Genomic DNA, 24,688 nt, shown 5'->3' with positions numbered 1-24,688 from the left:
TTAATGGCAGTGGAAATACCGAATCACTTTTAGGGCGGACCCCATAATGACCGAAAAATACCCAGTAAGCCGCAGCACTTTTGATCAGGTTATCTTGCCTGTTTATGCACCTGCCCAGTTTGTCCCGGTGAAGGGCAAAGGCAGCCGCGTGTGGGACCAGCAGGGGAAAGAGTACATCGATTTCTCCGGCGGCATTGCGGTCACGGCGTTAGGGCACTGCCATCCAGCCTTGGTTGAGGCGCTGAAGCAGCAGGGCGAAACCTTGTGGCATACCAGCAACGTCTTCACCAACGAACCGGCGCTGCGGCTGGCCGGCAAACTGATTGATGCCACCTTCGCCGATCGGGTGTTTTTCGCCAACTCAGGCGCGGAAGCCAATGAAGCGGCCTTCAAGCTGGCGCGTCACTACGCCATTAGCCGCCACAGTCCGTATAAAACCAAAATCATCGCATTTTATAACGCCTTTCACGGTCGTACGCTGTTCACCGTTTCGGTGGGCGGGCAGGCCAAATATTCTGATGGTTTTGGCCCAAAACCGGCGGATATCGTGCACGTGCCGTTCAACGATCTGGCGGCGGTAAAAGCGGTGATGGACGATCACACCTGTGCGGTGGTGATGGAGCCGATCCAGGGCGAAGGCGGGATCACCCCGGTGGACGCCGAATTCCTCAAAGGCGTGCGCGAATTGTGCGATAAACACCAGGCGCTGCTGGTGTTCGATGAAGTGCAAAGCGGCATGGGGCGCAGCGGCAAACTGTTCGCCTATATGCATTATGGCGTGACACCGGATATTCTCACCACCGCCAAAGCGCTGGGCGGCGGTTTCCCGGTCAGCGCCATGTTGACCACCGAAGAGATTGCCTCGGTGATGCAGGTGGGTACCCATGGCACCACTTACGGCGGTAATCCGCTGGCCTGTGCGGTGGCGGAAGCGGCGCTGGACGTGATCAATACCCCGGAAGTGCTGAATGGTATCGAACAACGTCATCATCTGTACGTGCAGGCACTGCGGAAAATTGGCGAGAAATACGGTATTTTCAGCGACATTCGCGGCATGGGCTTGCTGATTGGCGCAGAGCTGACTCCGCCGTATCACGGCAAGGCGCGCGATTTCCTCACCGCCGCCGCTGCGCGCGGGCTGATGATCCTCAACGCCGGCCCTAATGTGATCCGCTTTGCGCCTTCTCTGGTTGTGGATCTGAAAGACATCGACGATGGCATGGCATTGTTTGAGCTGGCGGTGCAGGACGTGATTAACGCGTAATCTTATCTCGGAATGACAAGGGGCGCCGCAGGGCGCCCTTATTGATCGCGCAGTTTACGTTTCAGCCAGATGCCGTGATGCGGGCGCTGGCGCCAGGCCAGCGACGAAATGGTGTGCATGACGCTCAGGTGGGAGAGAATGCGGCGCAGGTGGCGCTCCATTTCGGTAACCGGCATTTCCGGGTGCAAATCCGGTGGCTGCATGATGCTGTTGCCGCTGCTCGGCCCGTCGTACTCCAGCCGCTGCTGGCAGCTTTGCAGCGCTATCTCGCAGGTTTGCAGATACTCCTGCGCCAGCTTGGGCGTCAGCATATAGTGCTCGCGTGCCAGAATGGTCATCGCGTTCAGGTGTTCGACAATAAACTGACTGTGCGTTACCCACAGGCGCATATCCGCCAGATAGCTGGATTCAAACCCCGGCTCCTGCATTGCCTGATTCAATGAGGTGAACAGCGCGTTGTGCGCCTGGTTCACCTGCATGCGAGCATAGGCCAGCGCGCTGGGATCGGGTTCCTGCTCTTCCAGCAGCAGGCGCAGTGCCTGTTGATCTTTCTCCAGCGCCTGATGGGCGTTCTTGCGCAGCAGGCCGCTTTGCCACTGTGGCCACAGCCAGATGGTGCCGCCGAACACCAACACGCAGCCGATCAGGGTGTCGATAAGGCGGGGGATCAGGAAATGTGTGCCGTTCAGCGCCAGCAGTTGCAGGGTATAGACCGCCGTCACCGTAAAGCCAATCACCGCCAGCCCGTAGTTTTTACGCGAAACCAGATAGGCCGCCAGCGTAATGACCAGCATCACGCTCAGGGTCGCGCCCTCGGGCATTTGCAACTGTAGCAGCCCGGCAGCGATCACCAGCCCGGCCAACGTGCCGAGCGCACGGTGCTGGATGCGAACCCGGGTGGCATTGTAGCCGTTCTGGCTCACCAGCATGACGGTCAGCAGGATCCAGTAAGGTTTTGGCAGATTGAAAACCATCCCCAGGCTGCTGCCCGCCGCCAGCATTACCCCCAGCCGTGCCGCATTGCGCAGGGCGTTGGATTTAAACGACAGGTAGCTGAACAGCGCCGGCCAGAACGGCAGGCGGTTTTGATTGGCCATCAGGTCGCGACGGTATAACGGATGCTGGGTGCGCAGCAGGCGAGCGATGCGGCTGAAGTGGTAGTAACAGAACTGACCCACCGGATTGTCGGGGTGCTGTGCGGCCACTTTTTCCAATGCTGCCAGCTCGTTGGTCATACTGAAGCGCTGGGAGTATTGATGATAGAGAATATCGTGCGCCACCGTGCGCAGCCGGCCGGCAATCACCTGCGCATTGCGGCGGATAATCGCCTCGGCCTGGCTCTGCTCCACCAGTTTTTGCACTTCTTCCGGCAGGTGCAGGCTGACGGTAATGTGTTCTTGTAAATCCAGCGCGACCTGAAAGGTTCGCTGCAGGCGTTTTTGCTCGAGATTATTGGCGTGCGGCAAAAAGTTGAGCTGCTGATACAGCAGGCTGATCAGGTCCATCACTTTTTGCTGGCGCACCAGCAGTGGCGGTAACGCGGTTTGCGGATCGGTATGTTGGGTTAACAGGGAATACTTGGCTTCGAAGTAGTCCGCCAGTTCCAGATAAAGCTGGCTCAACGATTCGCGCATCGGCTGTTCTTTCCACAGCTTGAACCAGAACCAGGTGAACAGGCCGTACCAGGCGGTACCCACCACATACAGTAAGGGGGCGTACCACAGCGGCACCGTGCCGGCCATGCTGAGAGAAAAGATGGCGGCGATCAACGCGGCGGGGAGCAGGCGGGCATGTAACGGGCTGATCTCGCCGCTGACGCCGAGCAGCAGAGCCAGGCCGAGCATCAACGCCGGCAGCGGCAATTGCCACAGCAACGCCTGCTGCAGCAACAGGCTGCTGAGTGCAAACAGTGAGCCGCCGACGATCAGGCGTTTGAAAAAACGTTTGTGGGGCGTGTCCAGCCCGGCGATGTTACAGCAGGCGGGAACCAGGGAAAACAGCAGGCCGAGTTGCAGGTGGCCGATCAGCAGGCCAAAGAGCACCGGCAGACACAGCACCAGCGTTTGCCGCAGTGCGTAATTGACTTCCGGGTGGTAAATCAGTCGACGCCACATGATCGGTCGGGGCATAAAAAAACGGCGCGAATCATCGCGCCGTTTTTTCAGTGATTAACGTGTGCCGTAAACGACAATGGTTTTGCCGTGGGCGGAGATCAGGTTTTGATCCTCCAGCATTTTCAGAATGCGGCCGACGGTTTCACGTGAACAACCGACGATCTGACCAATTTCCTGGCGGGTGATTTTGATCTGCATGCCGTCTGGGTGGGTCATGGCATCGGGTTGTTTCGCCAGGTTCAGCAGCGTTTGCGCGATGCGACCGGTAACGTCCAGGAAGGCGAGGTTACCCACTTTCTCTGAGGTCACTTGCAGGCGGCTTGCCATCTGCGCTGACAGGCGCATCAGGATGTCCGGGTTGACCTGAATCAGTTGGCGGAATTTCTTGTAAGAAATCTCAGCCACTTCACAGGCGGTTTTCGCCCTGACCCAGGCGCTACGCTCCTGGCCTTCTTCAAATAATCCAAGCTCGCCGATGAAATCCCCCTGGTTAAGGTAGGACAAGATCATCTCTTTACCTTCTTCATCTTTAATCAGCACCGCGACGGAGCCTTTTACGATGTAGTAAAGCGTTTCGGCTTTTTCACCTTGGTGAATCAGCGTACTTTTGGATGGATATTTGTGGATATGGCAATGAGACAGGAACCATTCGAGTGTAGGGTCTGTTTGCGGTTTGCCGAGAACCATTCGCTGTTATCCTCTGTTGTTATCGCTGCCTTGTGTCACAGGGGTCAGAGTTCCCTGTAAAACGTGCTGTCGCCGTTGTTTTAAGGGTGGCTGGCAGCAGGTTTTGAGGCGTGTCATAAATATACGCTGTCGCTCTAGCATATTAACTTGCCGGGAGAGCTGCAAGCTACATTCTATTAACATACCGGTAAAGGAGCCTTTCTCTGGGAGTTTCCCTGAAATCAGTGTCCCGGAAAGATTTATTGCGGCTCTGTTTGTAGCACAGAGTGAGGCGGGTGTCTCGTGTTGTCTTGCTTGCGCATGACCAGCATCAGGTTCCGTTGCCAGTTTCTATGCGAAAGCGTACTCTGATTTTAAGAAATTAATCGGAGTGACCAATATGCAGGCAAGAGTTAAGTGGGTGGAAGGGTTGACGTTTCTGGGGGAATCCGCGTCTGGCCATCAGGTGTTGATGGACGGCAACGCCGGCGATAAAGCCCCCAGCCCGATGGAAATGGTGCTGATGTCGGTGGGGGGATGCAGCGCTATCGACGTGGTGTCGATCCTGAAAAAAGGGCGTAATGACGTGCGTGATTGCGAGGTGAAATTGACCTCCGAACGGCGTGAAGAAGTGCCGCGCGTCTTTACCCATATCAACCTGCATTTTATCGTGACCGGCAAAGGTCTGACCGACAATATCGTTGAACGTGCGGTGAACCTCTCCGCCGAGAAATACTGCTCGGTGTCGTTGATGCTGAACAAGGCTGCCAGCGTGACTCACAGCTTTGAAATCCGCGACGTAGCGTAACGCGCAAGAATAAAGGGGCGCGGCCAACTGCCGCGCTCCGACCTATTACCCGATTTTTTTGCCTTCCAGCAGTTGCTGCACCAGCGGCGCCATGATCAGTTCCATCGCCAGCCCCATTTTGCCGCCCGGCACCACCAGCGTATTGATGTGCGAGATAAAAGAGCCTTGCAGCATCGCCAGCAGGTAAGGGAAATCGATCTGATCCAGCCCGCGGAAGTGAATCACCACGAAACTTTCATCCAGTGAAGGGATGGCTTTGGCGGCGAACGGGTTGGAGGTATCCACCGTCGGCACGCGCTGGAAGTTGATGTGGGTGCGCGAGAACTGCGGCGTGATGTAGTTGATATAATCCTCCATCGAACGCACCACCGAATCCATCACCGCTTCACGTGAATGCCCGCGCTCGCCGGTATCGCGGATCAGTTTTTGGATCCACTCCAGGTTAACGATCGGTACCACGCCGACCAGCAGATCGACATGTTTGGCCACGTCGGTATGTTCGGTAACCACGCCGCCATGCAACCCTTCATAGAACAGCACGTCGGTCGGCGCCGGCAGCGCTTCCCAAGGTGTAAAGGTGCCGGGGACCTGGTTATAAGGCACCGCTTCGTCGTAGGTATGAAGATACTTGCGCGACCGTCCGGTGCCGTTCTTGCCGTACTCGATAAAGCTCTGTTGCAGCAGACCGAAGTCGTTGGCCTCAGGCCCGAAATAGCTGATATGACGACCCAGATCGCGCGCTTTGCGGATCGCCGCGTCCATTTCCGGCCGGGTATAGCGGTGGAAGCTGTCGCCTTCCAGCTCCGCCGCGCGGATGTTCAACTGCTGGAATATCTTGCGGAACGCCACGCTGGTGGTGGTGGTGCCGGCGCCGCTGGAGCCGGTCACTGCGATAACGGGATGTTTGGCGGACATGGTGGTTGTCACTCCGTGTTAAATGCGCCGGCGTCAGAGTAGGGTTATTGGTCTGTTTGACGCCCTTTTCGCCAAGGGCAAAATTCCGCGCGCGGGTTTGCAATGGTTCATTGTTACCTGATTTTTTCCGTCAGTCATAGAACCGGCAGCCACTAATTTTCTTCCTGCCCGGCACGGAACTGCCCGCGCGGCATGATGTTGACGGTTTCATGCAGTTCTGACCATACCAGCAGGACCTCGCCGTTTTTCAACTGGCGGCGAACGTCTTCCACTTTTTGCTCCAGCGAACGTTCGTGTTCACCGTAGTCGGTGCCTTCGCGCAGCACAAAGGATTCGATCAGGCTGTTCAGGGTCTCGGTTTCCAGTTCTTTCCAGGGGATAATCACGGTGCGGGTTCCAGATAAGGGGAAAGCCAGGATGGAATGCGGTATTCCAGCCACATGTGGGGTTTGTTCAAACTGCCGCCGACAAAGCCGACGTGGCCGCCAAACTCGGTCAGCTGGTATTCAATGTTGCGCGGCAGGCCGGCGATGTCGGGGATCACTTCGTCGGTCATGAAGGGATCGTCTTTGGCATGGATGATCAGCAGCGGCGTCTGAATGGCCGGTAACAGCGGCAGCGCGCTGCAACGGCGGTAGTAATCGGTGGCGTCGCTAAAGCCGTGGACGCGTGAGGTGATGACATCGTCAAAGTCGCGGATACGGCGCAGCGCCCGGAGTTGCGGCAGCTTGAGCGGCAGGGTGTCGGGGTAGTGCAGCAGCTTGCGGGTGGCGTTTTGTTTCAACTGCCCGAGCAGATAGTGCTGATAAACGCGCGAGAACCCTTGATCCATTCGCAATGAGCAGGGCTCCAGCATCAAGGGTGCGGACACGATCACCGCCGCCTGCAACAGGCTGTCTGCCCCTTGCTGCGCCAGGTAGCAGGCCAGCATGTTGCCGCCGAGCGAGACGCCAACCGCCGCCGTCGGCACTTCGCCGTGAGTGGCGCGCAGCCACCGCAGAAAAAAGCGTGCATCCTCCGTTTCGCCGGAGTGATAGATGCGCTGTTTGCGGTTCGGTACGCCGCTGCAACCGCGAAAATGCATAACCACCCCGAGCCAGCCTTTTTCACGCCAGGCGTTGAGCAGGCCATGGGCATAGGGGCTGTAGAAGTTGCCTTCCAGCCCATGGAACAGTACCACGCGCGGCTTGCCGGCGGCCTGCGCCGGATCTTCGCTCCAGGCGAGATCGACAAAATCGCCGTCGGGCAATTCCAGCCGCTGCCAGTGCGGTTTCAACCGCACGCGGCGGCGCACCAGCCGTGGCAGCAGCGTTTGCAAATGTGGGTTACTGGCGCCGGTCAAAGGGCGAAAGGATTCATGCATAACCTGAGTAAAAATCTTATTGGCGGCTATTGTCTGATCAATAGCGCACTGTTAGCTTCAATACCATGAGTTAACAATAATACTGCAAAAAACGCCCCGGGTGAGGAGCACCCGCTTCATGGAACCGAGTTTATTTCTTTCGCTGTTAGGCTTCCTGTGGGTTGCCGCGATCACGCCTGGTCCCAACAATATGTTACTGACCACCTCCGGGGCCAATTTTGGCTTTATGCGCTCACTGCTGTTGATGATGGGCATTATGCTCGGCATGCAAAGCATTTTGCTGCTGGTGGCATTCGGCGTCGGTAGCCTGATTTTGGTTTACCCTGCGCTGCACCTGATCCTGAAAGTCCTCGGTAGCCTGTACCTGTTATGGTTGGCGTGGAAAGTCGCTACCGCCGCCTATGAAAAGCTGGAAACCGACGTGGCGCCGCCGCAGCCTATACGGTTGTATCAGGGCTGGCTGTTGCAGTTCCTCAACCCCAAGGCCTGGCTGATGGCATTGGGTGCGGTGGCGAGCTTCAGTCTGGCGGGCGATAAATATAACGCTTCTATTATGGCTATTTCACTGGGTATTTTTGTGGTGAATGCCGTCGCCGGGGTGATTTGGCTGGGGTTTGGCACGGTGATTGGCCGCTTGCTGCGCAGCAAAAAGGCCTGGATCCTCTTTAACCTTTCCATGGGGCTGTTAACCGCGGACTGTGTGTTACTTATCTGGCATTAAGGAATTGCGGATGACGGAAAATTACTTCCACGTAGTGGCGTTTACCGGCGAAGGCTTACGCGGCAATCCGGCGGGCGTATGCCTGCTGAAGCAACCCTTGTCGACTGCCGAGATGCAGGCCATTGCCAATGAGCTGTGCCTGCCGGAAACCAGCTTTGTCTGGGACGATGGCGACATGTCGGCTATTCGCTGGTTCACCCCGCAGCGTGAGGTGGATCTCTGCGGCCACGGCACGCTGGCGGCGGCGCATGTGATGTTCAGCGCGGTGAATCCGGCGCTACAGGATATCCGGTTTCGCTCGGCCGGCGGTGAGCTGTACGTTAAGCGTGATGCCGCCGACGGCGAACGGTTGATCCTGGATTTCCCTTCACGACTGCCGCAAAAGGTGGCAGAGCCGGCCGGGCTGGCGGCGCTGCTCGGCGTGAAACCGCAGGACGTGTGGCAGGCCACCGCGTTGTTGGTGCTGCTGGAAAATGAAGCCCAGGTGCGGGCGTTGCAGCCGGACATCCCGGCGTTAATCGCGCTGGCCGGCCGCGGGGTCATCGTCAGCGCACCGGGGGAAAAGGTAGATTTTGTCTCGCGTTATTTTACCCTCGACGGCGGCGAAGACCCGGTGACCGGCTCCGCGCACTGCACGCTGGCGCCATATTGGGCTGCACGCCTGGGGCGCCATAAGCTGCATGCCCGGCAGATTTCCGCCCGCGGCGGTGAGCTGTTTTGCGAATGGAAAGGCGATCGCACCTTGATTGGCGGCTATGCACGGTCGTTTTTACGGGGCGAGTTATCGTTCTGAATGTCATGGCATATTCCTCAAGGTAATAACGAGGTTTTTTTTATTCTTTTATCGCTTGTCGCCGCTCGGATAAAACTGTCAGCAACTGAACAGACTTTTATCAACGGAGCGGATCATGGCGAGCAAACTCTTTTCATTACGCGGTGTAACGCTGCTGGTGTTATCGCTCGGCGCGGCCAGTGCGCAGGCGGTCGACGTTACCGTGGCGTATCAAACCTCGGCGGAACCGGCCAAAGTGGCGCAGGCGGAAAACAGCTTTGCCAAACAGTCCGGTGCCACCGTTGACTGGCGCAAATTCGACAGCGGCTCCAGCGTGTTGCGCGCACTGGCTTCCGGCGATGTGCAGATCGGCAATATCGGCTCCAGCCCGCTGGCGGTGGCCGCCAGCCAGAAACTCCCTATCGAAGTGTTCCTGATCGCCTCGCAGCTCGGCAGTTCCGAAGCCCTGGTGGTGAAGAAGGACATTAAAGGCCCGCAGGATCTGATCGGTAAACGCATTGCGGTGCCGTTTATCTCCACTACCCACTACAGCCTGCTGGCTTCTCTCAAGCATTGGGGCATCAAGCCTGAACAGGTCAAAATCCTCAACCTGCAGCCGCCGGCCATCGCCGCCGCCTGGCAGCGCGGTGATATCGACGGCGCCTACGTCTGGGCGCCGGTGGTCAACGAGCTGGCCAAACAGGGCAAGGTCCTGACCGATTCCGCACAGGTTGGGGAGTGGGGGGCGCCGACGCTCGACGTCTGGGTGGTGCGCAAGGACTTCGCCGAAAAACACCCGGAGGTGGTGACCGCCTTTGCCGCCAGCGCGTTGAATGCCCAGAAAGCCTATCTGGCACAGCCGGAGCAGTGGCTGAAGGACAAAAGCAATCTCGGTACGCTTTCCCGTCTGAGTGGCGTGCCCGAGGATCAGGTGCCGGTGCTGGTGAAGGGCAACACCTATCTGCCGGTGGCTGAGCAGATTACCCAACTTGGTCAGCCGGTGGACAAGGCGATTCGCGATACCGCCGAGTTCCTCAAACAGCAGGGCAAAATCCCGCAGGTCGACAGCGATTACAGCGCCTATGTGACCGACCGCTTTGTGAAACAGGTGCAGGCTGCGCCGCAGTCGTAGGGGAGCCGCATGCTAAACGTTAACCATCTTTCAGCAGACTACCAGGGTCGCCCCGCACTGCGCGACGTCTCGTTCCAGATTGCCGCCGGGCAACTGGTGGTGGTGCTCGGCCCGTCGGGCTGCGGCAAAACCACGCTGCTGAATTTGATCGCCGGGTTTATCGAGCCTTCAGCTGGCAGCATCACGCTGGATGGAACGTCCGTTAACGGCCCAGGAGCCGAGCGGGGCGTGGTGTTCCAGCATGAGGGTTTACTTCCGTGGCGCAACGTGGTGGATAACGTCGAGTTTGGTCTGCAGTTGGCGGGTATCGGCAAGCAGCAGCGCCGCGAGGTGGCGCAGCAGATGTTGCAACGCGTGGGGTTGGCGGGTTACGAACAGCACTTTATCTGGCAACTTTCCGGCGGCATGCGCCAGCGAGTGGGCATTGCCCGTGCGCTGGCCGCCGATCCGCGCTTGCTGCTGCTGGACGAGCCGTTTGGCGCGCTGGATGCTTTCACCCGCGAGCAGATGCAGGAACTGTTGCTGACCATTTGGCGTGATACCGGCAAGCAGGTATTGCTGATCACCCACGATATTGAAGAGGCAGTTTTCCTCGCCAGCGAACTGTTGCTGTTGTCGCCAGGGCCGGGGCAGGTGGTGGAGCGCCTTTCGCTGAACTTCGGCCAGCGCTACGCCAACGGCGAGGCATGTCGGTCGATCAAATCCGATCCTGAATTTATCGCGCAGCGCGAATATGTGCTGGGCAAAGTGTTCCAACAGCGCGAGGCATTGCTATGAGCCTGCATTCCGCCCTCAAAGGCGTTGCCCAACCGCAGGTTGCGGCGCCGCGTCGTTTCCGCATACCGCGCAACCTGTTGCTGAGCGGCGTCACCTTGCTGGTGGTATTGGCTGTCTGGTGGGGCGTGACCGCACTGAACCTGATCAGCCCGCTATTTCTACCGGCGCCGCAGCAGGTGTTGCACCAGTTGCTGGTCATCGCCAGCCCGCAGGGCTTTATGGACGCTACGCTGTGGCAGCATTTGGCGGCCAGCCTGGGACGCATCCTGGTGGCGCTGCTGGCGGCGGTGATTATCGGCGTTCCGGTGGGTATCGCCATGGGGCTGAACGACACGGTGCGTAGCATTCTCGACCCGCTGATTGAGATTTACCGCCCGGTGCCGCCGCTGGCCTATCTGCCGCTGATGGTGATTTGGTTCGGCATCGGCGAAACCTCGAAAATTCTGCTTATTTACCTGGCGATCTTCGCCCCGGTTGCGCTGTCTGCCGTCGCCGGCGTGCGCAGCGTGGCACAGGTACGGGTGCGCGCCGCTCGCGCTTTAGGCGCCAACCGTTGGCAGGTGCTGCGTTTTGTGGTGTTGCCGAGCGCGCTGCCGGAGATTTTGACCGGCATCCGCATTGGGCTGGGCGTCGGTTGGTCGACGCTGGTGGCTGCCGAACTGATCGCCGCTACGCGTGGTCTGGGATTTATGGTGCAATCCGCCGGTGAGTTTCTGGCCACCGACGTGGTGTTGGCCGGGATCGGCGTGATTGCGATTATTGCATTTGGGCTGGAGCTGGGGCTGCGCGCCTTGCAGCGCCGATTGACCCCGTGGCATGGAGTACAGCAATGAACGAACGTCTGAAGATTACCCCGCTGGGGCCCTACATCGGCGCGTTGGTGGAAAACGTCGTACTGGCGCGGCCGTTGGGCGACGGCCAGTTTGAGCAGCTTTACCATGCATTGCTCAAACACCAGGTGCTGTTCTTCCGCAATCAGCCGATCACACCGCTGCAGCAGCGTGATTTGGCCGGGCGTTTCGGCGATCTGCACATCCATCCGGTTTACCCGCACGCCACCGACGTGGAAGAGATCATCGTGCTGGATACTCATGACGATAACCCGCCGGACAACGACAACTGGCATACCGACGTCACCTTTATCGAAAACCCGCCGCAAGGGGCGATACTGGCGGCGAAGACGTTGCCGTCTTTCGGTGGCGATACCTTGTGGGCCAGCGGCATCGCGGCCTATGAAGCCTTGTCTGAACCCTTCCGGCAACTGCTGGCCGGGTTGAAGGCGGAACATGACTTCACCAAGTCATTCCCGGAGCATAAGCATTTGTCGAGCGAAGAGGAGCACCAGCGCTGGCAGGTGGCGAAGCAGAAAAACCCGCCGCTGCTGCACCCGGTGGTGCGCACCCATCCGGTAAGCGGGCGGCAGGCACTGTTCGTCAATGAAGGTTTCACTACGCGGATTGTGGATCTGGCGCCGAAGGAGAGCGAGGCATTGCTGAAATTCCTGTTCGCCCACGTCACCAAGCCGGAATTCCAGGTGCGCTGGCGCTGGCAGGAGGATGACATCGCGATCTGGGATAACCGCGTGACGCAGCATTACGCCAACGCGGATTACCTGCCGCAGCGGCGCATCATGCACCGTGCGACCATTTTAGGAGATAAACCTTTTTACAAGGCGTGAAGCCGTGGGCGCAGCGTGCTGCGCTCCTACAATTCAAACTCGTTTGTCAGCCGTTCCAACTGCTCCTGCGCATCCAGCCAGGTCATTTCCGTCTCTTCCAGAGCGGATTTGGTCTGGCTTTGTTTTTGCAGGCACTCGGTCAGATCGGCCTTGCGGCTGATGTCATACAGCGCAGAGTCCGCCAGTTTCTCTTCTACCGCCGCCAGTTCGGCGCCCAGTTTTTCCATCTGCTGTTCCAGCTTGGCGATTTGCTTGCGCAGCGGCTGAGTCTGGGTGCGGAATTCGGCTTCGCGACGTTTCTGATCTTTACGCGCCTGTGCGCTGTTGCCGTTGTTTTCTTTCTCCGGCGCATCCTGCTGGTTTTCCTGCCGTTGCAGATCGCTCAGCCATTGCTGGTAGTCGTCCAGATCGCCTTCGAAAACTTCGACCTGGCCATCGTGCACCAGATAGAGATCGTCGGTGGTGGAGCGCAGCAGATGGCGGTCGTGCGAGACCACCACCAGTGCGCCTTCGAAATCGATCAGCGCTTCGGTCAACGCCTGGCGCATGTCCAGATCCAGGTGGTTGGTCGGTTCGTCGAGCAGCAGCAGGTTAGGGCGCTGCCAGACGATCAGCGCCAGCACCAGCCGCGCCTTTTCGCCGCCGGAGAAACGTTCGGTGGCCTCGGTGACCTTGTCGCCCTGGAAGCCGAAACCGCCCAGGTAGTCGCGCAGTTGCTGTTCCAGCACCCGGGGAGCGATGCGGCTCAGGTGTTGCAGCGGCGATTCGTCGGCGCGCAAGAACTCCAACTGATGCTGGGCGAAGTAGCCCAGTTTGATGCCCTTCGCCAGGCCAATCTCACCGCTCAGCGGTTCCAGCGAGCCGGCCAGCATTTTGATCAAGGTCGATTTACCGGCGCCATTACGGCCCAGCAGGCCAATGCGCGAACCGGGCACCAGGTTGAGCTTGATCGATTTCAGGATCACTTTTTCGCCGTAGCCGGCGCTGACCTTCTCCATGCGCAGCAACGGGTTCGGCAAGCTTTCCGGCTGGCGGAAGCTGAAGCTGAACGGGTTATCGACGTGGGCCGGGGCGATAAGCTCCATGCGTTCGAGCATTTTAATGCGGCTCTGCGCCTGTTTGGCTTTGGTGGCCTGCGCACGGAAGCGATCGATATAGCTTTGCAGGTGCGCTACTTTCTCCTGCTGGTGCTGATACAGCGACTGCTGCTGCGCCAGTTTGGTCGAGCGTTGACGCTCGAACGAGGAGTAGTTGCCGGTATATTCGTTGATGGTCTCTTGTTCGATATGCAGGATTTTATCGACGATCGGATCCAGGAAGTCGCGGTCGTGGGAAATCAGCACCAGCGTGCCCGGATAGCCCTTCAGCCAGCGTTCCAGCCAAATCACCGCGTCCAGATCCAGGTGGTTGGTCGGTTCGTCGAGCAGCAGCAGATCGGAACGGCAGACCAGCGCCTGCGCCAGGTTCAAACGCATGCGCCAGCCGCCCGAGAAAGCGCGCACCGGGCTTTGCAGCTGTTCGTTGGAGAAGCCGAGACCGTGCAGCAGGCTGGCGGCGCGGGAGCGGATGGTCCAGGCGTCGATGGCGTCCAGTTTGCCGTGCAGCGTGGCGATGGTGTGGCCGTCGTTTTTCTCGTTCGCCAATTGCAATTCGGCTTCAAGCTGGCGGAATTCGCGGTCGCCGTCGATAACATACTCAATGGCCGGCACGTCCAGCGCCGGCGTTTCCTGGTTGACCCAGGCCAGCGCCCAGTTAGTGGGGAAGGTGTGAGTACCACCGTCCGCGGCGATTTCGCCTTTCAGCAACGCCAGCAGCGTGGATTTGCCGCAGCCGTTTTTACCCACCAGGCCGACTTTCTGACCTGGATTAACCGTCGCCGTGGCGTTGTCCAACAGGACGCGGGTGCCGCGTCGGATTTGTAGCGAGGAGAATACAATCATAAAGCGCCGTATGTTCAGAGTATGTTAAATTGAGAGGATTCTAAGTTAACAGGACACAGACTGTCCTATTATTAGTCTTTGCGAAGCATGGTAACGGAAAACCGCTATCCTGACGACGCTTTGGAGGGGAATGATGTCGCAGCCGCCCAAGGTCTTGCTGCTGTATGCCCATCCGGAATCCCATGACTCGGTCGCGAATCGGGTTTTGCTTCGACCGGCGCAGCAGTTGGAACATGTCACCGTGCACGATTTATACGCGCACTATCCTGACTTTTTTATTGATATTCACCACGAACAACAACTGCTGCGTGAACATCAGGTCATTGTTTTTCAACATCCACTCTATACCTACAGTTGCCCTGCATTGCTGAAAGAATGGCTGGATCGCGTGCTGTCGCGCGGTTTTGCCAGCGGTATGGGCGGCAATGCGTTGGCGGGCAAATACTGGCGTTCGGTGATCACCACCGGAGAACCTGAAGGCGCCTACCGCACCGGCGGTTATAACCGTTATCCGATGGAAGATATCCTGCGCCCGTTCGAACTGACCGCCGCCATGTGCCATATGCACTGGCTGACGCCGATGCTGGTGTATTGGGCGCGTCGGCAGAAGCCGGAAGTGCTGGAAAGCCACGCTACGGCCTATGGCGACTGGTTGCGTAACCCGTTGCCGCAGGGAGGAAGGTGATCATGGAAGGCTCGACGTTACTGACCGCAATTTTGCTGTTCCTGTTCGCCGCCGTGGTCACGGTGCCCATCGCCCGCCGTCTGGGGATTGGTGCGGTGCTGGGCTATCTGATCGCCGGTATTGCCATCGGCCCCTGGGGATTGGGCTTCATCCGCGACGTGGATGAGATCCTGCACTTTTCCGAATTGGGCGTGGTGTTCCTGATGTTTATCATCGGGCTGGAACTGAACCCGACCAAACTTTGGGAACTGCGGCGTTCTATCTTCGGCGTTGGCGCCGGGCAGGTGTTGATCACCGCCGCGGTGTTGGGGGCGCTGCTTTATCTGACCCATTTCGCCTGGCAGGCCGCCGTTATCGGCGGGATCGGGCTGGCGATGTCATCGACGGCGATGGCGTTGCAGCTGATGCGCGAGAAGGGAATGAACCGCAATGAAGGCGGCCAGTTAGGGTTCTCGGTGCTGCTGTTCCAGGATATGGCGGTGATCCCGGCGCTGGCCCTGATCCCTATCCTGGCCGGCGCCGGTGGCACCAGCGACGACTGGGCGGAAATCGCGATCAAGGTCGCGGCGTTCGGCGGCATGCTGATCGGCGGGCGTTTCCTGCTGCGGCCGTTGTTCCGCTATATCGCCTCTTCCGGGGTGCGCGAAATTTTCACCGCCGCCGCCCTGTTGGTGGTATTGGGGGCGGCGTTGTTTATGGATACGCTCGGCCTGTCGATGGCGCTTGGCACCTTTATCGCCGGTGTGCTGTTGGCGGAGAGCGAATATCGCCATGAGCTGGAGATTGCCATCGAGCCGTTCAAAGGGCTGCTGCTGGGGCTGTTCTTTATCTCGGTGGGGATGGCGCTGAATATCGGCGTGCTCTATACCCATTTGGTCGAAGTGCTGCTCGGCGTGGTGCTGCTGGTGGCGATCAAGTCAGGGGTGCTGTACTCGCTGTCGCGCATCTTTGGCTTGCGCAGTTCGGTGCGTTTGCAGTTCGCCGGCGTGCTCAGCCAGGGCGGAGAGTTTGCCTTCGTGCTGTTTTCCGCTGCGGGGGCGCAGAAGGTGTTGCAGTCTGACCAACTCGCCTTGCTGTTGGTGGTGGTGACCCTGTCGATGATGACCACTCCCCTGCTGATGCAGATTATCGATCGCATCCTGGCCCGCCGTTACAACGCCCGGGATGAAGACGAAGAAACGCCGTATGTGGAGGACGACGATCCGCAGGTGATCATTGTCGGTTTCGGCCGGTTCGGCCAGGTGATCGGCCGCCTGTTGATGGCCAACAAGATGCGTATTACCGTATTGGAGCGCGATGTCAGCGCGGTCGGCGTGCTGCGTCGCTACGGCTACAAAGTGTATTACGGCGATGCCACCGAACTCGAGCTGCTGCGTGCGGCCGGCGCGGCGAAGGCCAAGTCGATTGTAATCACCTGCAATGAGCCGGAAGACACCATGGAAATCGTGCGTTTGTGCCAACAGCACTTCCCGGAGTTGAGCATCCTGGCGCGCGCACGCGGCCGCGTGGAGGCGCACGAACTGCTGCAGGCCGGGGTCAAGCAGTTCAGCCGCGAAACCTTCTCCAGCGCACTGGAACTGGGACGCAAGGCGCTGATGGAATTGGGTATGCATCCTCATCAGGCCTATCGCGCGCAGCAGCACTTTCGCCGGCTGGACATGCGCATGCTGCGTGAACTGATGCCGCCGCATCATGGCGATGTGGCGCAGATTTCCCGCGTGAAAGAGGCGCGGCGCGAGCTTGAAGAACTTTTTCATCGCGAAATGCAAAAAGAGAGTCGCCAGTTCGACGGCTGGGATGAATACGAATAATTTGGAGCACAGAAGATGTCCGCAACACGTAAAAGATTTATCGCCGGGGCGGTCTGTCCGAGCTGTAAGGCTATGGATACGCTGGCAGTTTGGCGCGAAGACCAGGTCGAAGTGGTGGAGTGCGTCAAGTGCGGCCATCACCAGCGGCAGACCGAACAACAGGTGGAAAAGCACGTCCGACCGCAGGAGCAGGTCATCGGTATTTTCCATCCGGAGTAGCGTTATCGGGCGCGTTTTTTTATGCTGAAGGGTACAGCGGGGCAGATTTCCGATACAATCTGTCCGGTAAAGGCGCGGCACCCGATGATGGGCTGCGTCCAAGTGTCCAACGGTAGGAGATATCATGAAAGTAGCAAAAGACTTGGTGGTCAGCCTGGCTTACCAAGTACGTACAGAAGACGGTGTTTTGGTTGATGAGTCTCCGGTGAGCGCGCCGCTGGACTATCTGCACGGGCATGGTTCTCTGATTGCAGGTCTGGAAAAAGCACTCGAAGGCCACGAAGCAGGCGATCGTTTTGACGTTAATGTCGGCGCCAACGATGCGTACGGCAACTACGACGAAAACCTGGTGCAGCGCGTGCCGAAAGACGTCTTTATGGGCGTTGACGAGTTGGAAGTTGGCATGCGTTTCCTGGCTGACACCGATCAGGGCCCGGTTCCGGTCGAAATCACCGAAGTGGACGGCGATCACGTAGTGGTTGACGGTAACCACATGCTGGCGGGTCAGAACCTGAACTTCAACGTGGAAGTTGTCGCGATCCGCGAAGCTACCGCTGAAGAACTGGCACACGGTCACGTACACGGCGAGCACGATCACCACCACGAGCACGGTGACGGTTGCTGCGGCGGTCATGGCCACGATCACGATCATGACCATGCGCATGACCATGATCAGGCTAAGAAAGGCGGTTGCGGTAACGGCGGTTGCGGCTGCCACTAATCGCGGCGCAGCAATAGCAAGAAAGGGCAGCCCTGGGGCTGCCCTTTTTTATGGGTTATCAATAATGCGGCGGTGGCGTCTCTTCCGACTGCGAGGCAATCATCGACGTTTGGGTCGAGCGCAGTTTATCGGTCAGCACGCGCAGGTGTTCCTGCAATTTCAGCATTTCAAGCTGGTGCTGCACCACGGTTTGGTTGAGCTCTTCAATGGTGACTTCCTGGAAGGCCTGGCGGCTTTCCAATTCCTCAAGCCGCAGTAACAGGCTTTGGGTATCGGCGTTGTGCATGATGCTACCTCTGACGCGGTTTAATCCTGAATCTGGCACTATGTTAACAGCTGCCGCCGGCTTTGCGCTGCGCTATTTCGCCTCCCACAGAGCGAGGGATAACCGCAGGCGGCTGCGCCCTGTGTAAAGTGCTGAAAAATAGAGCGCTTATCGCGACTGTTTTTGTTACCGTTATCGTGTCGGGTGGGAGAATAATCTGATTTATCATGCGGGTAGCACATTAAAGGAAACTTCTCCTTAAACCTGGAGTCACACTTTGACTCGATTGGTTACCTGTGTGACTGTTTTGTTTTCTTTCAGGCAGCTATAGTAGCCCGGTTATCTTACTTAATGACTGTTTGGGGCACAGCTTCAGACACTGGAGAAATGGATGAAATCTTTGTTTAAAGTCACGCTTCTGGCAACCACCATGGCTTTTGCTCTGAATGCGACTCAGGTTATGGCTGCTGATGCGGCTAAACCGGCCGAAGCCGCTAAACCAGCGGACGCTGCAGCAGCACCAAGCACCGGCAAGTTCAAGAACGATGACGAGCAAGCGGCTTACGCACTGGGTGCATCCCTGGGCCGTTACATGGACAACTCGCTGAAAGAGCAAGAAAAGCTGGGTATCAAACTGGACAAAGATCAGTTGATCTCAGGCGTTCAGGATGCTTTCGCCAACAAGAGCAAGTTGAACGATGCGGACATCGAAAAAACGCTGCAGAGCTTTGAAGCGCGCGTGAAGGCTTCTGCTCAGGCGAAGATGGAACAAGACGCTAAAGACAACGAAACGAAAGGCGCCAAGTACCGTGAGACCTTCGCCAAAGAAAAAGGCGTGAAGAAAACCGAATCTGGCCTGCTGTACAAGGTAGAGAAACCGGGTGCGGGTGAAGCACCTAAAGACAGCGATACCGTTGTAGTGAACTACAAAGGCACCCTGACCGACGGCACCGAGTTTGACAACTCCTATACCCGTGGTGAGCCGCTGTCATTCCGTCTGGACGGCGTGATCCCAGGCTGGACTGAAGGCCTGAAACACCTCAAGAAAGGCGGCAAAATCAAGCTGGTAATTCCACCGGCACTGGCCTACGGTAAAACCGGCGTTCCGGGCATTCCGGCTAACTCCACTCTGGTATTCGACGTTGAGCTGCTGGATGTGAAAGCTGCGCCGAAAGCAGACGCCAAGGCTGAAAAACCGGCTGACGCAGCGGCGGATGCCAAAGCGCAATAAGCCTGTCTGATTGCCATCACCGCCGCGAATCTTCTTCGCGGCGGTGTTCATTTCAGCGTCTCTGATTAATGCCGGATGAGGCGTAACTTTTACTTTCCCTCCCACTGATTGCTTGACGCCTGCCGGGCATCGGGCTTAACGTCAATACCACGCGCAAACGCAAGGACTTTACTCTGGCAGTTTTGCTAGACTAATAATCCGGACTTATGAGTCATGCGCCTGCCCCTTAGGGCGTGTACCTAAAACTGTTCCCGGCCGCGTGTTGGTCTGCGGACGCCCGTCGTGCTGTTTCATGCTGATACCAGCCTGCCTGCCCTGTGGATACTCAAGGGTATGCCGCCTGTGGAAGAGGGAGCCTGCACGAGCCGTTTTAGCTGCGCCCCCTGGCACAGGCGATCTTTGAGGGTGGTATTTTCGATGTCAAATTCGCTTTTATCCAGCGAAGTCAGCGAACTTGATTTGCTGAATGAACGTCCGTTTAGCCAGACGGATCATGAAATCCTGAAGTCTTATGAAGCCGTGGTCGATGGGCTAGCTATGCTGATCGGCGGTCACTGCGAGATCGTGCTGCACGCGCTGGAAGATTTGAAATGCTCGGCGGTGCGCATTGCCAACGGCGAGCATACCGGGCGGCAGATCGGTTCGCCGATCACCGACCTGGCGCTGCGGATGCTGCATGATATGGCCGGCGATGACAGCAGTGTGTCGAAGGCCTATTTCACCCGCGCCAAGAGCGGCGTGTTGATGAAGTCGGTCACTATCGCCATCCGTAATCGCGAGCAGCGGGTGATCGGCCTGTTGTGCATCAACATGAACCTCGATGTGCCGTTCTCCCAGGTAATGCAGACGTTCATGCCGCCGGAAACCCAGGAAGTGGCTCCCTCAGTCAACTTTGCCTCTTCCGTGGACGATCTGGTGGCGCAGACGCTGGAGTTCACCATTGAGGAGGTCAATGCCGATCGCAATGTCTCCAACAATGCCAAAAATCGCCAGGTGGTGTTGAATCTTTATGAAAAAGGCATTTTTGATATCAAAGATGCGATTAATCAGGTGGCGGATCGCCTGAATATTTCCAAGCACACCGTGTATCTGTATATCCGCCAGTTCAAAAGCGGTGACCTGCTGGGAACCGAGCGCTGATGCTGGATTACTGCCTTTTGGTCACCGGCCCGGCGTATGGCACCCAGCAGGCCAGCAGCGCCTATCAGTTCGCACAAGCCCTGCTGGCGAAAGGGCATCGGCTCTCCAGCGTGTTTTTCTACCGTGAAGGGGTGCTGAATGCCAACCAACTGACATCCCCTGCCAGCGATGAGTTCGATCTGGTGCGCGGCTGGGCGCAACTGGCGCAGCAGCACGGTATTACGCTCAACGTTTGTGTGGCCGCGGCGTTGCGGCGCGGCGTGACCGATGAACAGGAAGCTGCGCAGCAGGGGCTGGAAACGGCTAATCTGCAACCTGGCTTTACCCTTAGCGGGTTGGGTTCGTTGGCTGAGGCGGCGCTAAGTTGTGACCGTCTGGTGCAGTTCTGAGAGAATTTATGAAACGAGTCGCTTTTGTTTTTACCCAAGGCCCGCACGGCGACACCGGCGGCAGGGAAGGGCTGGATGCGCTGTTGGCGACTTCGGCGCTGAGCGAAGATCTGGGCGTGTTTTTTATCGGCGATGGCGTATTGCAGCTATTGCCGGGGCAGCAGCCGGAAAAAATTCTGGCGCGCAACTATATCGCCACCTTTGGCGTGCTGCCGCTGTATGACGTCGAGCAGTGTTATCTGTGCCAGGCATCTTTGCAAGAGCGCGGTCTGAGTCAGGTGACCGACTGGGTGCTGGAGGCCGAGGTGCTGGCACCGGATGCGCTGCGTCAACAGTTGGCCGGTTATGACGCGGTAATGACTTTTTAGGACATTCGGATGCTGTATACCCTTAGCCACTCTCCCACTCAATGCGATTTGCCGGCATTGTTGCGTTTGACCACACAAGGCGACGATCTGCTGCTGATACAGGATGGCGTACTGGCCGGGTTGGCCGGCAGCGCGCACCTTGAATTACTGCTCAATGCCCCCATATCACTTTATGCGCTGCAGGACGACCTGGAAGCCAGAGGCTTAACTGGTCATTTTTCACACAAAATCACTGTCATCGGCTATAATCACTTCGTTGAATTAACCGAAAAACATCGAAGCCAAATGGCTTGGTGATGAGAGTGATGTTGTATATTTCTTGACACCTCTACCGCTCAGCCATAAAATTCTGCGGCCTCGTACTTTGCCAGTAGTGCATACGAGGGGATTTATCACATGTTTACGAAGCAACAAACGAAGCAAAACCAGGAGCTTTTTTAATGGCAACAATTAATCAGCTGGTTCGCAAACCACGCTCTGTGAAGGCTGCTAAAAGCAACGTTCCAGCGCTGGAAGCTTGCCCGCAGAAACGTGGTGTATGTACCCGCGTATATACCACCACCCCGAAAAAACCAAACTCCGCGCTGCGTAAAGTATGCCGTGTGCGTTTGACTAACGGTTTCGAAGTGACTTCCTACATCGGTGGTGAAGGTCACAACCTGCAGGAACACTCCGTGATCCTGATCCGTGGCGGTCGTGTTAAAGACTTGCCAGGTGTGCGTTACCACACCGTCCGTGGTGCACTTGACTGCTCCGGTGTTAAAGACCGTAAGCAAGCTCGTTCCAAGTACGGCGTGAAGAAGCCAAAGGCTTAATGGTTCTCCGTTAAGTAAGGCCAAACATTTTCACTTTAATGTCAAAATAAACTCGTAGAGTTTTGGACAATCCTGAATTAACAACGGAGTATTTCCATGCCACGTCGTCGCGTAATAGGCCAACGTAAAATCCTGCCAGATCCTAAGTTCGGATCCGAGCTGTTGGCCAAATTTGTAAATATCCTGATGGTAGACGGTAAAAAATCTACTGCAGAAGCTATCGTGTATACCGCGCTGGAGACCCTGGCTCAGCGTTCTGGTAAAAATCACCTGGAAGCTTTCGAAGTAGCTCTCGACAACGTTCGCCCGACTGTAGAAGTTAAGTCGCGCCGCGTTGGTGGTTCTACTTATCAGGTACCAGTTGAAGTCCGCCCGGTCCGTCGTAATGCTCTGGCAATGCGTTGGATCGTTGATGCTGCTCGTAAACGCGGTGATAAATCCATGGCTCTGCGCTTGGCGAACGAACTTTCTGATGCAGTTGAGAACAAAGGTTCTGCTGTTAAGAAACGTGAAGACGTTCACCGTATGGCAGAAGCCAACAAGGCGTTCGCCCACTACCGCTGGTAATTGCCACGCAGTAGTTATGCTAACCAAGCGGGCGCTTCAAGAAGCCAACCCGCTTGGGTTAACCGAACTTGAACGCCTAAGGCAATAGAGGAATCAAATGGCTCGTACAACACCCATTGAGCGCTATCGTAACATCGGTATCAGCGCTCACATCGACGCCGGTAAGACGACCACTACCGAACGTATTCTGTTCTACACCGGTGTAAACCACAAAATCGGTGAAGTTCATGACGGCGCTGCCACCATGGACTGGATGGAGCAGGAGCAGGAGCGTGGTATTACCATCACTTCTGCAGCGACTACCGCTTTCTGGTCTGGTATGGCCAAGCAGTTTGAGCCGCACCGCGTAAACATCATCGACACCCCGGGACACGTTGACTTCACCATCGAAGTAGAACGTTCCATGCGTGTTCTTGATGGCGCTGTAATGGTTTACTGTGCTGTTGGTGGTGTTCAGCCACAGTCTGAAACTGTATGGCGTCAGGCTAACAAATATAAAGTTCCACGCATCGCGTTCGTTAACAAAATGGACCGCATGGGTGCTAACTTCCTGAAAGTTGTTGGTCAGATCAAATCCCGTCTGGGCGCGAATCCGGTTCCATTGCAACTGGCCATCGGCGCAGAAGAGAAATTCACCGGTATCGTTGACCTGGTGAAAATGAAAGCAGTCAACTGGAACGATGCTGACCAGGGCGTGACCTTCGAATACGAAGAGATCCCTGCGGACATGCAAGCGCTGGCCGAAGAATGGCACCAGAACCTGGTTGAATCTGCAGCTGAAGCTTCAGACGAGCTGATGGAAAAATACCTGGGCGGCGAAGAGCTGACCGAGGAAGAAATCAAGAAAGCTCTGCGTCAGCGCGTGCTGAACAACGAGATTATTCTGGTTACCTGTGGTTCTGCCTTTAAAAACAAAGGCGTGCAGGCAATGCTGGATGCGGTTATCGAATACCTGCCGGCACCAACTGACGTACCTGCAATCAACGGTATCCTCGACGACGGTAAAGATACGCCGGCTGAGCGTCATGCTAATGACGATGAGCCATTTGCTGCACTGGCGTTCAAAATTGCTACCGACCCATTCGTGGGTAACCTGACATTCTTCCGCGTGTACTCCGGTATCGTTAACTCCGGTGACACCGTGTTGAACTCAGTGAAGGCTGCACGTGAGCGTCTGGGCCGTATCGTTCAGATGCACGCTAACAAGCGTGAAGAGATCAAAGAAGTTCGTGCAGGCGACATCGCTGCAGCGATCGGTCTGAAAGACGTGACTACCGGTGACACTCTGTGTGATCCAAACCACGTGATCATTCTGGAGCGTATGGAGTTCCCTGAGCCGGTAATCTCCGTTGCAGTTGAACCAAAAACCAAAGCTGACCAGGAAAAAATGGGTCTGGCTCTGGGCCGTCTGGCGAAGGAAGATCCATCATTCCGCGTGTGGACTGACGAAGAATCAGGTCAGACTATCATCGCAGGTATGGGTGAACTTCACCTGGACATCCTGGTTGACCGTATGCGTCGTGAATTTAACGTTGAAGCGAACGTGGGTAAACCACAAGTTGCTTACCGTGAAGCCATTCGCGCGAAAGTTACCGACATCGAAGGTAAACACGCCAAGCAGTCTGGTGGTCGTGGTCAGTATGGTCATGTTGTTATCGACATGTACCCACTGGAGCCGGGCTCAAATCCGAAAGGCTACGAGTTCATCAATGACATTAAAGGTGGTGTGATCCCAACGGAATACATCCCTGCCATTGATAAAGGCCTCCAGGAGCAGCTTAAGTCTGGTCCACTGGCCGGTTACCCGGTTGTTGACCTTGGTGTGCGTCTGCATTTCGGTTCTTTCCACGATGTTGACTCCTCCGAATTGGCGTTTAAACTGGCTGCGTCTATCGCCTTTAAAGATGGCTTTAAGAAAGCGAAACCTGTTTTGCTTGAGCCGATTATGAAGGTTGAAGTTGAAACGCCGGAAGAGAACACCGGTGACGTTATCGGTGACCTTAGCCGTCGCCGTGGTCAACTGAAAGGTCAGGAATCCAACGCTACTGGCGTTCAGATTCACGCTGAAGTTCCGTTGTCCGAGATGTTCGGATACGCAACTCAACTGCGTTCTCTGACCAAAGGCCGTGCTTCTTACTCCATGGAGTTCTTGAAGTACGATGATGCGCCGAACAACGTCGCTCAGGCCGTTATCGAAGCCCGTGGTAAATAAGCTTTCGGGTTTAACACATTGATCAGTGCTCTCTCCATGAGGGGAGAGCATAAGAGTAAGGAATATAGCCGTGTCTAAAGAAAAATTTGAACGTTCCAAACCGCACGTTAACGTT

Annotated in this window: 27 protein-coding genes; 20 read left to right on the top strand and 7 right to left on the bottom strand. The window is 56.8% G+C overall.

The window, feature by feature from the left end; translation table 11 throughout:
• Positions 1-46: 46 nt before the first annotated feature.
• Entirely contained in the window at positions 47-1,264 is a 1,218-nt protein-coding gene (gene argD / locus ACUTSW_RS21685; RefSeq protein WP_445585329.1) for a bifunctional acetylornithine/succinyldiaminopimelate transaminase, read from the top strand.
• A 38-nt stretch (positions 1,265-1,302) separates the two neighbouring features.
• On the opposite strand, the gene ACUTSW_RS21680 is transcribed toward argD, so the two are convergent.
• Both ACUTSW_RS21680 and crp read right to left on the bottom strand, forming a co-directional pair.
• Positions 1,303-3,378 carry a YccS/YhfK family putative transporter gene (locus ACUTSW_RS21680; protein ID WP_445585328.1) on the bottom strand — a complete coding sequence of 692 codons (2,076 nt, stop codon included), beginning with the start codon at positions 3,376-3,378 and terminating at the stop codon, positions 1,303-1,305.
• A gap of 54 nt (positions 3,379-3,432) precedes the next feature.
• Positions 3,433-4,065 (bottom strand): cAMP-activated global transcriptional regulator CRP, encoded by a 633-nt coding sequence (gene crp, locus ACUTSW_RS21675; protein WP_004090925.1) that lies wholly within the window; start codon positions 4,063-4,065, stop codon positions 3,433-3,435.
• A gap of 379 nt (positions 4,066-4,444) precedes the next feature.
• Here crp and ACUTSW_RS21670 point away from each other — a divergent pair, with 379 nt between their 5' ends.
• The gene (locus tag ACUTSW_RS21670; protein ID WP_445585327.1) at positions 4,445-4,852 is read left to right on the top strand and encodes an OsmC family protein; all 408 of its coding nucleotides are present in this window, start codon (positions 4,445-4,447) and stop codon (positions 4,850-4,852) included.
• 45 nt (positions 4,853-4,897) lie between these two features.
• Here ACUTSW_RS21670 and ACUTSW_RS21665 read toward each other — a convergent pair whose 3' ends face one another.
• The 3 genes from ACUTSW_RS21665 to ACUTSW_RS21655 form a co-directional block, all read right to left on the bottom strand.
• Positions 4,898-5,767, bottom strand: coding sequence for a phosphoribulokinase (locus tag ACUTSW_RS21665; RefSeq protein ID WP_004951251.1), 870 nt, complete (start codon positions 5,765-5,767; stop codon positions 4,898-4,900).
• 152 nt (positions 5,768-5,919) lie between these two features.
• The gene (locus ACUTSW_RS21660; RefSeq protein ID WP_006328487.1) at positions 5,920-6,153 is read right to left on the bottom strand and encodes a YheU family protein; all 234 of its coding nucleotides are present in this window, start codon (positions 6,151-6,153) and stop codon (positions 5,920-5,922) included.
• Positions 6,150-7,130 (bottom strand): hydrolase, encoded by a 981-nt coding sequence (locus tag ACUTSW_RS21655; protein WP_062868914.1) that lies wholly within the window; start codon positions 7,128-7,130, stop codon positions 6,150-6,152. The genes ACUTSW_RS21660 and ACUTSW_RS21655 overlap by 4 nt, the downstream gene beginning before the upstream one ends.
• A 118-nt stretch (positions 7,131-7,248) precedes the next feature.
• Between ACUTSW_RS21655 and ACUTSW_RS21650 the strand changes: the two genes are divergently transcribed.
• The 6 genes from ACUTSW_RS21650 to tauD all read left to right on the top strand — a co-directional run bounded on the left by ACUTSW_RS21650 (position 7,249) and on the right by tauD (position 12,210).
• Entirely contained in the window at positions 7,249-7,851 is a 603-nt protein-coding gene (locus ACUTSW_RS21650; protein WP_445585326.1) for a LysE family translocator, read from the top strand.
• Positions 7,852-7,861: 10 nt separating this feature from the next.
• On the top strand, positions 7,862-8,644 hold the full coding sequence (locus ACUTSW_RS21645; protein WP_445585325.1) for a PhzF family phenazine biosynthesis protein: 783 nt from the start codon (positions 7,862-7,864) through the stop codon (positions 8,642-8,644).
• 115 nt (positions 8,645-8,759) lie between these two features.
• Positions 8,760-9,755 carry a taurine ABC transporter substrate-binding protein gene (gene tauA / locus ACUTSW_RS21640; RefSeq protein ID WP_004951241.1) on the top strand — a complete coding sequence of 332 codons (996 nt, stop codon included), beginning with the start codon at positions 8,760-8,762 and terminating at the stop codon, positions 9,753-9,755.
• Positions 9,756-9,764: 9 nt separating this feature from the next.
• A complete protein-coding gene (gene tauB / locus ACUTSW_RS21635) occupies positions 9,765-10,532 on the top strand; it encodes a taurine ABC transporter ATP-binding subunit (RefSeq protein ID WP_006328482.1) in 768 nt (255 codons plus the stop codon).
• A complete protein-coding gene (gene tauC / locus ACUTSW_RS21630; protein WP_445585324.1) occupies positions 10,529-11,365 on the top strand; it encodes a taurine ABC transporter permease TauC in 837 nt (278 codons plus the stop codon). Before tauB ends, tauC begins: the two co-directional genes overlap by 4 nt.
• Positions 11,362-12,210, top strand: coding sequence for a taurine dioxygenase (gene tauD / locus ACUTSW_RS21625; protein WP_445585323.1), 849 nt, complete (start codon positions 11,362-11,364; stop codon positions 12,208-12,210). The genes tauC and tauD overlap by 4 nt, the downstream gene beginning before the upstream one ends.
• 26 nt (positions 12,211-12,236) lie before the next feature.
• On the opposite strand, the gene ACUTSW_RS21620 is transcribed toward tauD, so the two are convergent.
• The gene (locus ACUTSW_RS21620; RefSeq protein ID WP_445585322.1) at positions 12,237-14,150 is read right to left on the bottom strand and encodes an ABC transporter ATP-binding protein; all 1,914 of its coding nucleotides are present in this window, start codon (positions 14,148-14,150) and stop codon (positions 12,237-12,239) included.
• 133 nt (positions 14,151-14,283) lie between these two features.
• On the opposite strand from ACUTSW_RS21620, the gene kefG reads away from it, so the two are divergent.
• From kefG to slyD, 4 genes are all read left to right on the top strand, one after another.
• Complete coding sequence (gene kefG / locus ACUTSW_RS21615) at positions 14,284-14,835, top strand: glutathione-regulated potassium-efflux system ancillary protein KefG (protein WP_006328470.1); 552 nt, start codon at positions 14,284-14,286, stop codon at positions 14,833-14,835.
• A 2-nt stretch (positions 14,836-14,837) separates the two neighbouring features.
• Positions 14,838-16,646 carry a glutathione-regulated potassium-efflux system protein KefB gene (gene kefB, locus ACUTSW_RS21610; protein WP_004951226.1) on the top strand — a complete coding sequence of 603 codons (1,809 nt, stop codon included), beginning with the start codon at positions 14,838-14,840 and terminating at the stop codon, positions 16,644-16,646.
• Between the two features lie 15 nt (positions 16,647-16,661).
• A complete protein-coding gene (locus ACUTSW_RS21605) occupies positions 16,662-16,865 on the top strand; it encodes a YheV family putative zinc ribbon protein (RefSeq protein ID WP_004951224.1) in 204 nt (67 codons plus the stop codon).
• Between the two features lie 124 nt (positions 16,866-16,989).
• Complete coding sequence (slyD, locus tag ACUTSW_RS21600; protein ID WP_004951222.1) at positions 16,990-17,586, top strand: peptidylprolyl isomerase; 597 nt, start codon at positions 16,990-16,992, stop codon at positions 17,584-17,586.
• Between the two features lie 58 nt (positions 17,587-17,644).
• Here the strand turns inward: slyD and ACUTSW_RS21595 are convergent, their stop codons facing one another.
• Entirely contained in the window at positions 17,645-17,872 is a 228-nt protein-coding gene (locus ACUTSW_RS21595) for a SlyX family protein (protein WP_004951219.1), read from the bottom strand.
• A gap of 370 nt (positions 17,873-18,242) precedes the next feature.
• On the opposite strand from ACUTSW_RS21595, the gene fkpA reads away from it, so the two are divergent.
• The 8 genes from fkpA to fusA all read left to right on the top strand — a co-directional run bounded on the left by fkpA (position 18,243) and on the right by fusA (position 24,573).
• Complete coding sequence (gene fkpA / locus ACUTSW_RS21590) at positions 18,243-19,082, top strand: FKBP-type peptidyl-prolyl cis-trans isomerase (RefSeq protein ID WP_004951215.1); 840 nt, start codon at positions 18,243-18,245, stop codon at positions 19,080-19,082.
• Positions 19,083-19,499: 417 nt separating this feature from the next.
• Positions 19,500-20,222 carry a helix-turn-helix transcriptional regulator gene (locus ACUTSW_RS21585; RefSeq protein ID WP_004951212.1) on the top strand — a complete coding sequence of 241 codons (723 nt, stop codon included), beginning with the start codon at positions 19,500-19,502 and terminating at the stop codon, positions 20,220-20,222.
• The gene (tusD, locus tag ACUTSW_RS21580) at positions 20,222-20,611 is read left to right on the top strand and encodes a sulfurtransferase complex subunit TusD (protein ID WP_445585321.1); all 390 of its coding nucleotides are present in this window, start codon (positions 20,222-20,224) and stop codon (positions 20,609-20,611) included. The genes ACUTSW_RS21585 and tusD overlap by 1 nt, the downstream gene beginning before the upstream one ends.
• Before the next feature lie 8 nt (positions 20,612-20,619).
• Positions 20,620-20,979, top strand: a complete 360-nt coding sequence (gene tusC / locus ACUTSW_RS21575; protein WP_445585320.1) for a sulfurtransferase complex subunit TusC — start codon at positions 20,620-20,622, stop codon at positions 20,977-20,979.
• Positions 20,980-20,988: 9 nt separating this feature from the next.
• Entirely contained in the window at positions 20,989-21,276 is a 288-nt protein-coding gene (gene tusB / locus ACUTSW_RS21570; protein ID WP_004951202.1) for a sulfurtransferase complex subunit TusB, read from the top strand.
• A 143-nt stretch (positions 21,277-21,419) separates the two neighbouring features.
• A complete protein-coding gene (gene rpsL / locus ACUTSW_RS21565; protein ID WP_004930426.1) occupies positions 21,420-21,794 on the top strand; it encodes a 30S ribosomal protein S12 in 375 nt (124 codons plus the stop codon).
• Positions 21,795-21,890: 96 nt separating this feature from the next.
• Entirely contained in the window at positions 21,891-22,361 is a 471-nt protein-coding gene (gene rpsG / locus ACUTSW_RS21560; RefSeq protein WP_004951199.1) for a 30S ribosomal protein S7, read from the top strand.
• A 97-nt stretch (positions 22,362-22,458) separates the two neighbouring features.
• Positions 22,459-24,573 carry an elongation factor G gene (gene fusA / locus ACUTSW_RS21555; protein ID WP_004951196.1) on the top strand — a complete coding sequence of 705 codons (2,115 nt, stop codon included), beginning with the start codon at positions 22,459-22,461 and terminating at the stop codon, positions 24,571-24,573.
• Positions 24,574-24,688 lie beyond the last annotated feature (115 nt).

It is taken from the genome of Serratia sp. TSA_198.1 (assembly GCF_052686505.1).
Note: the sequence above shows the minus strand (reverse complement) of the source record. Positions and strands in the feature narration are given on the sequence as shown.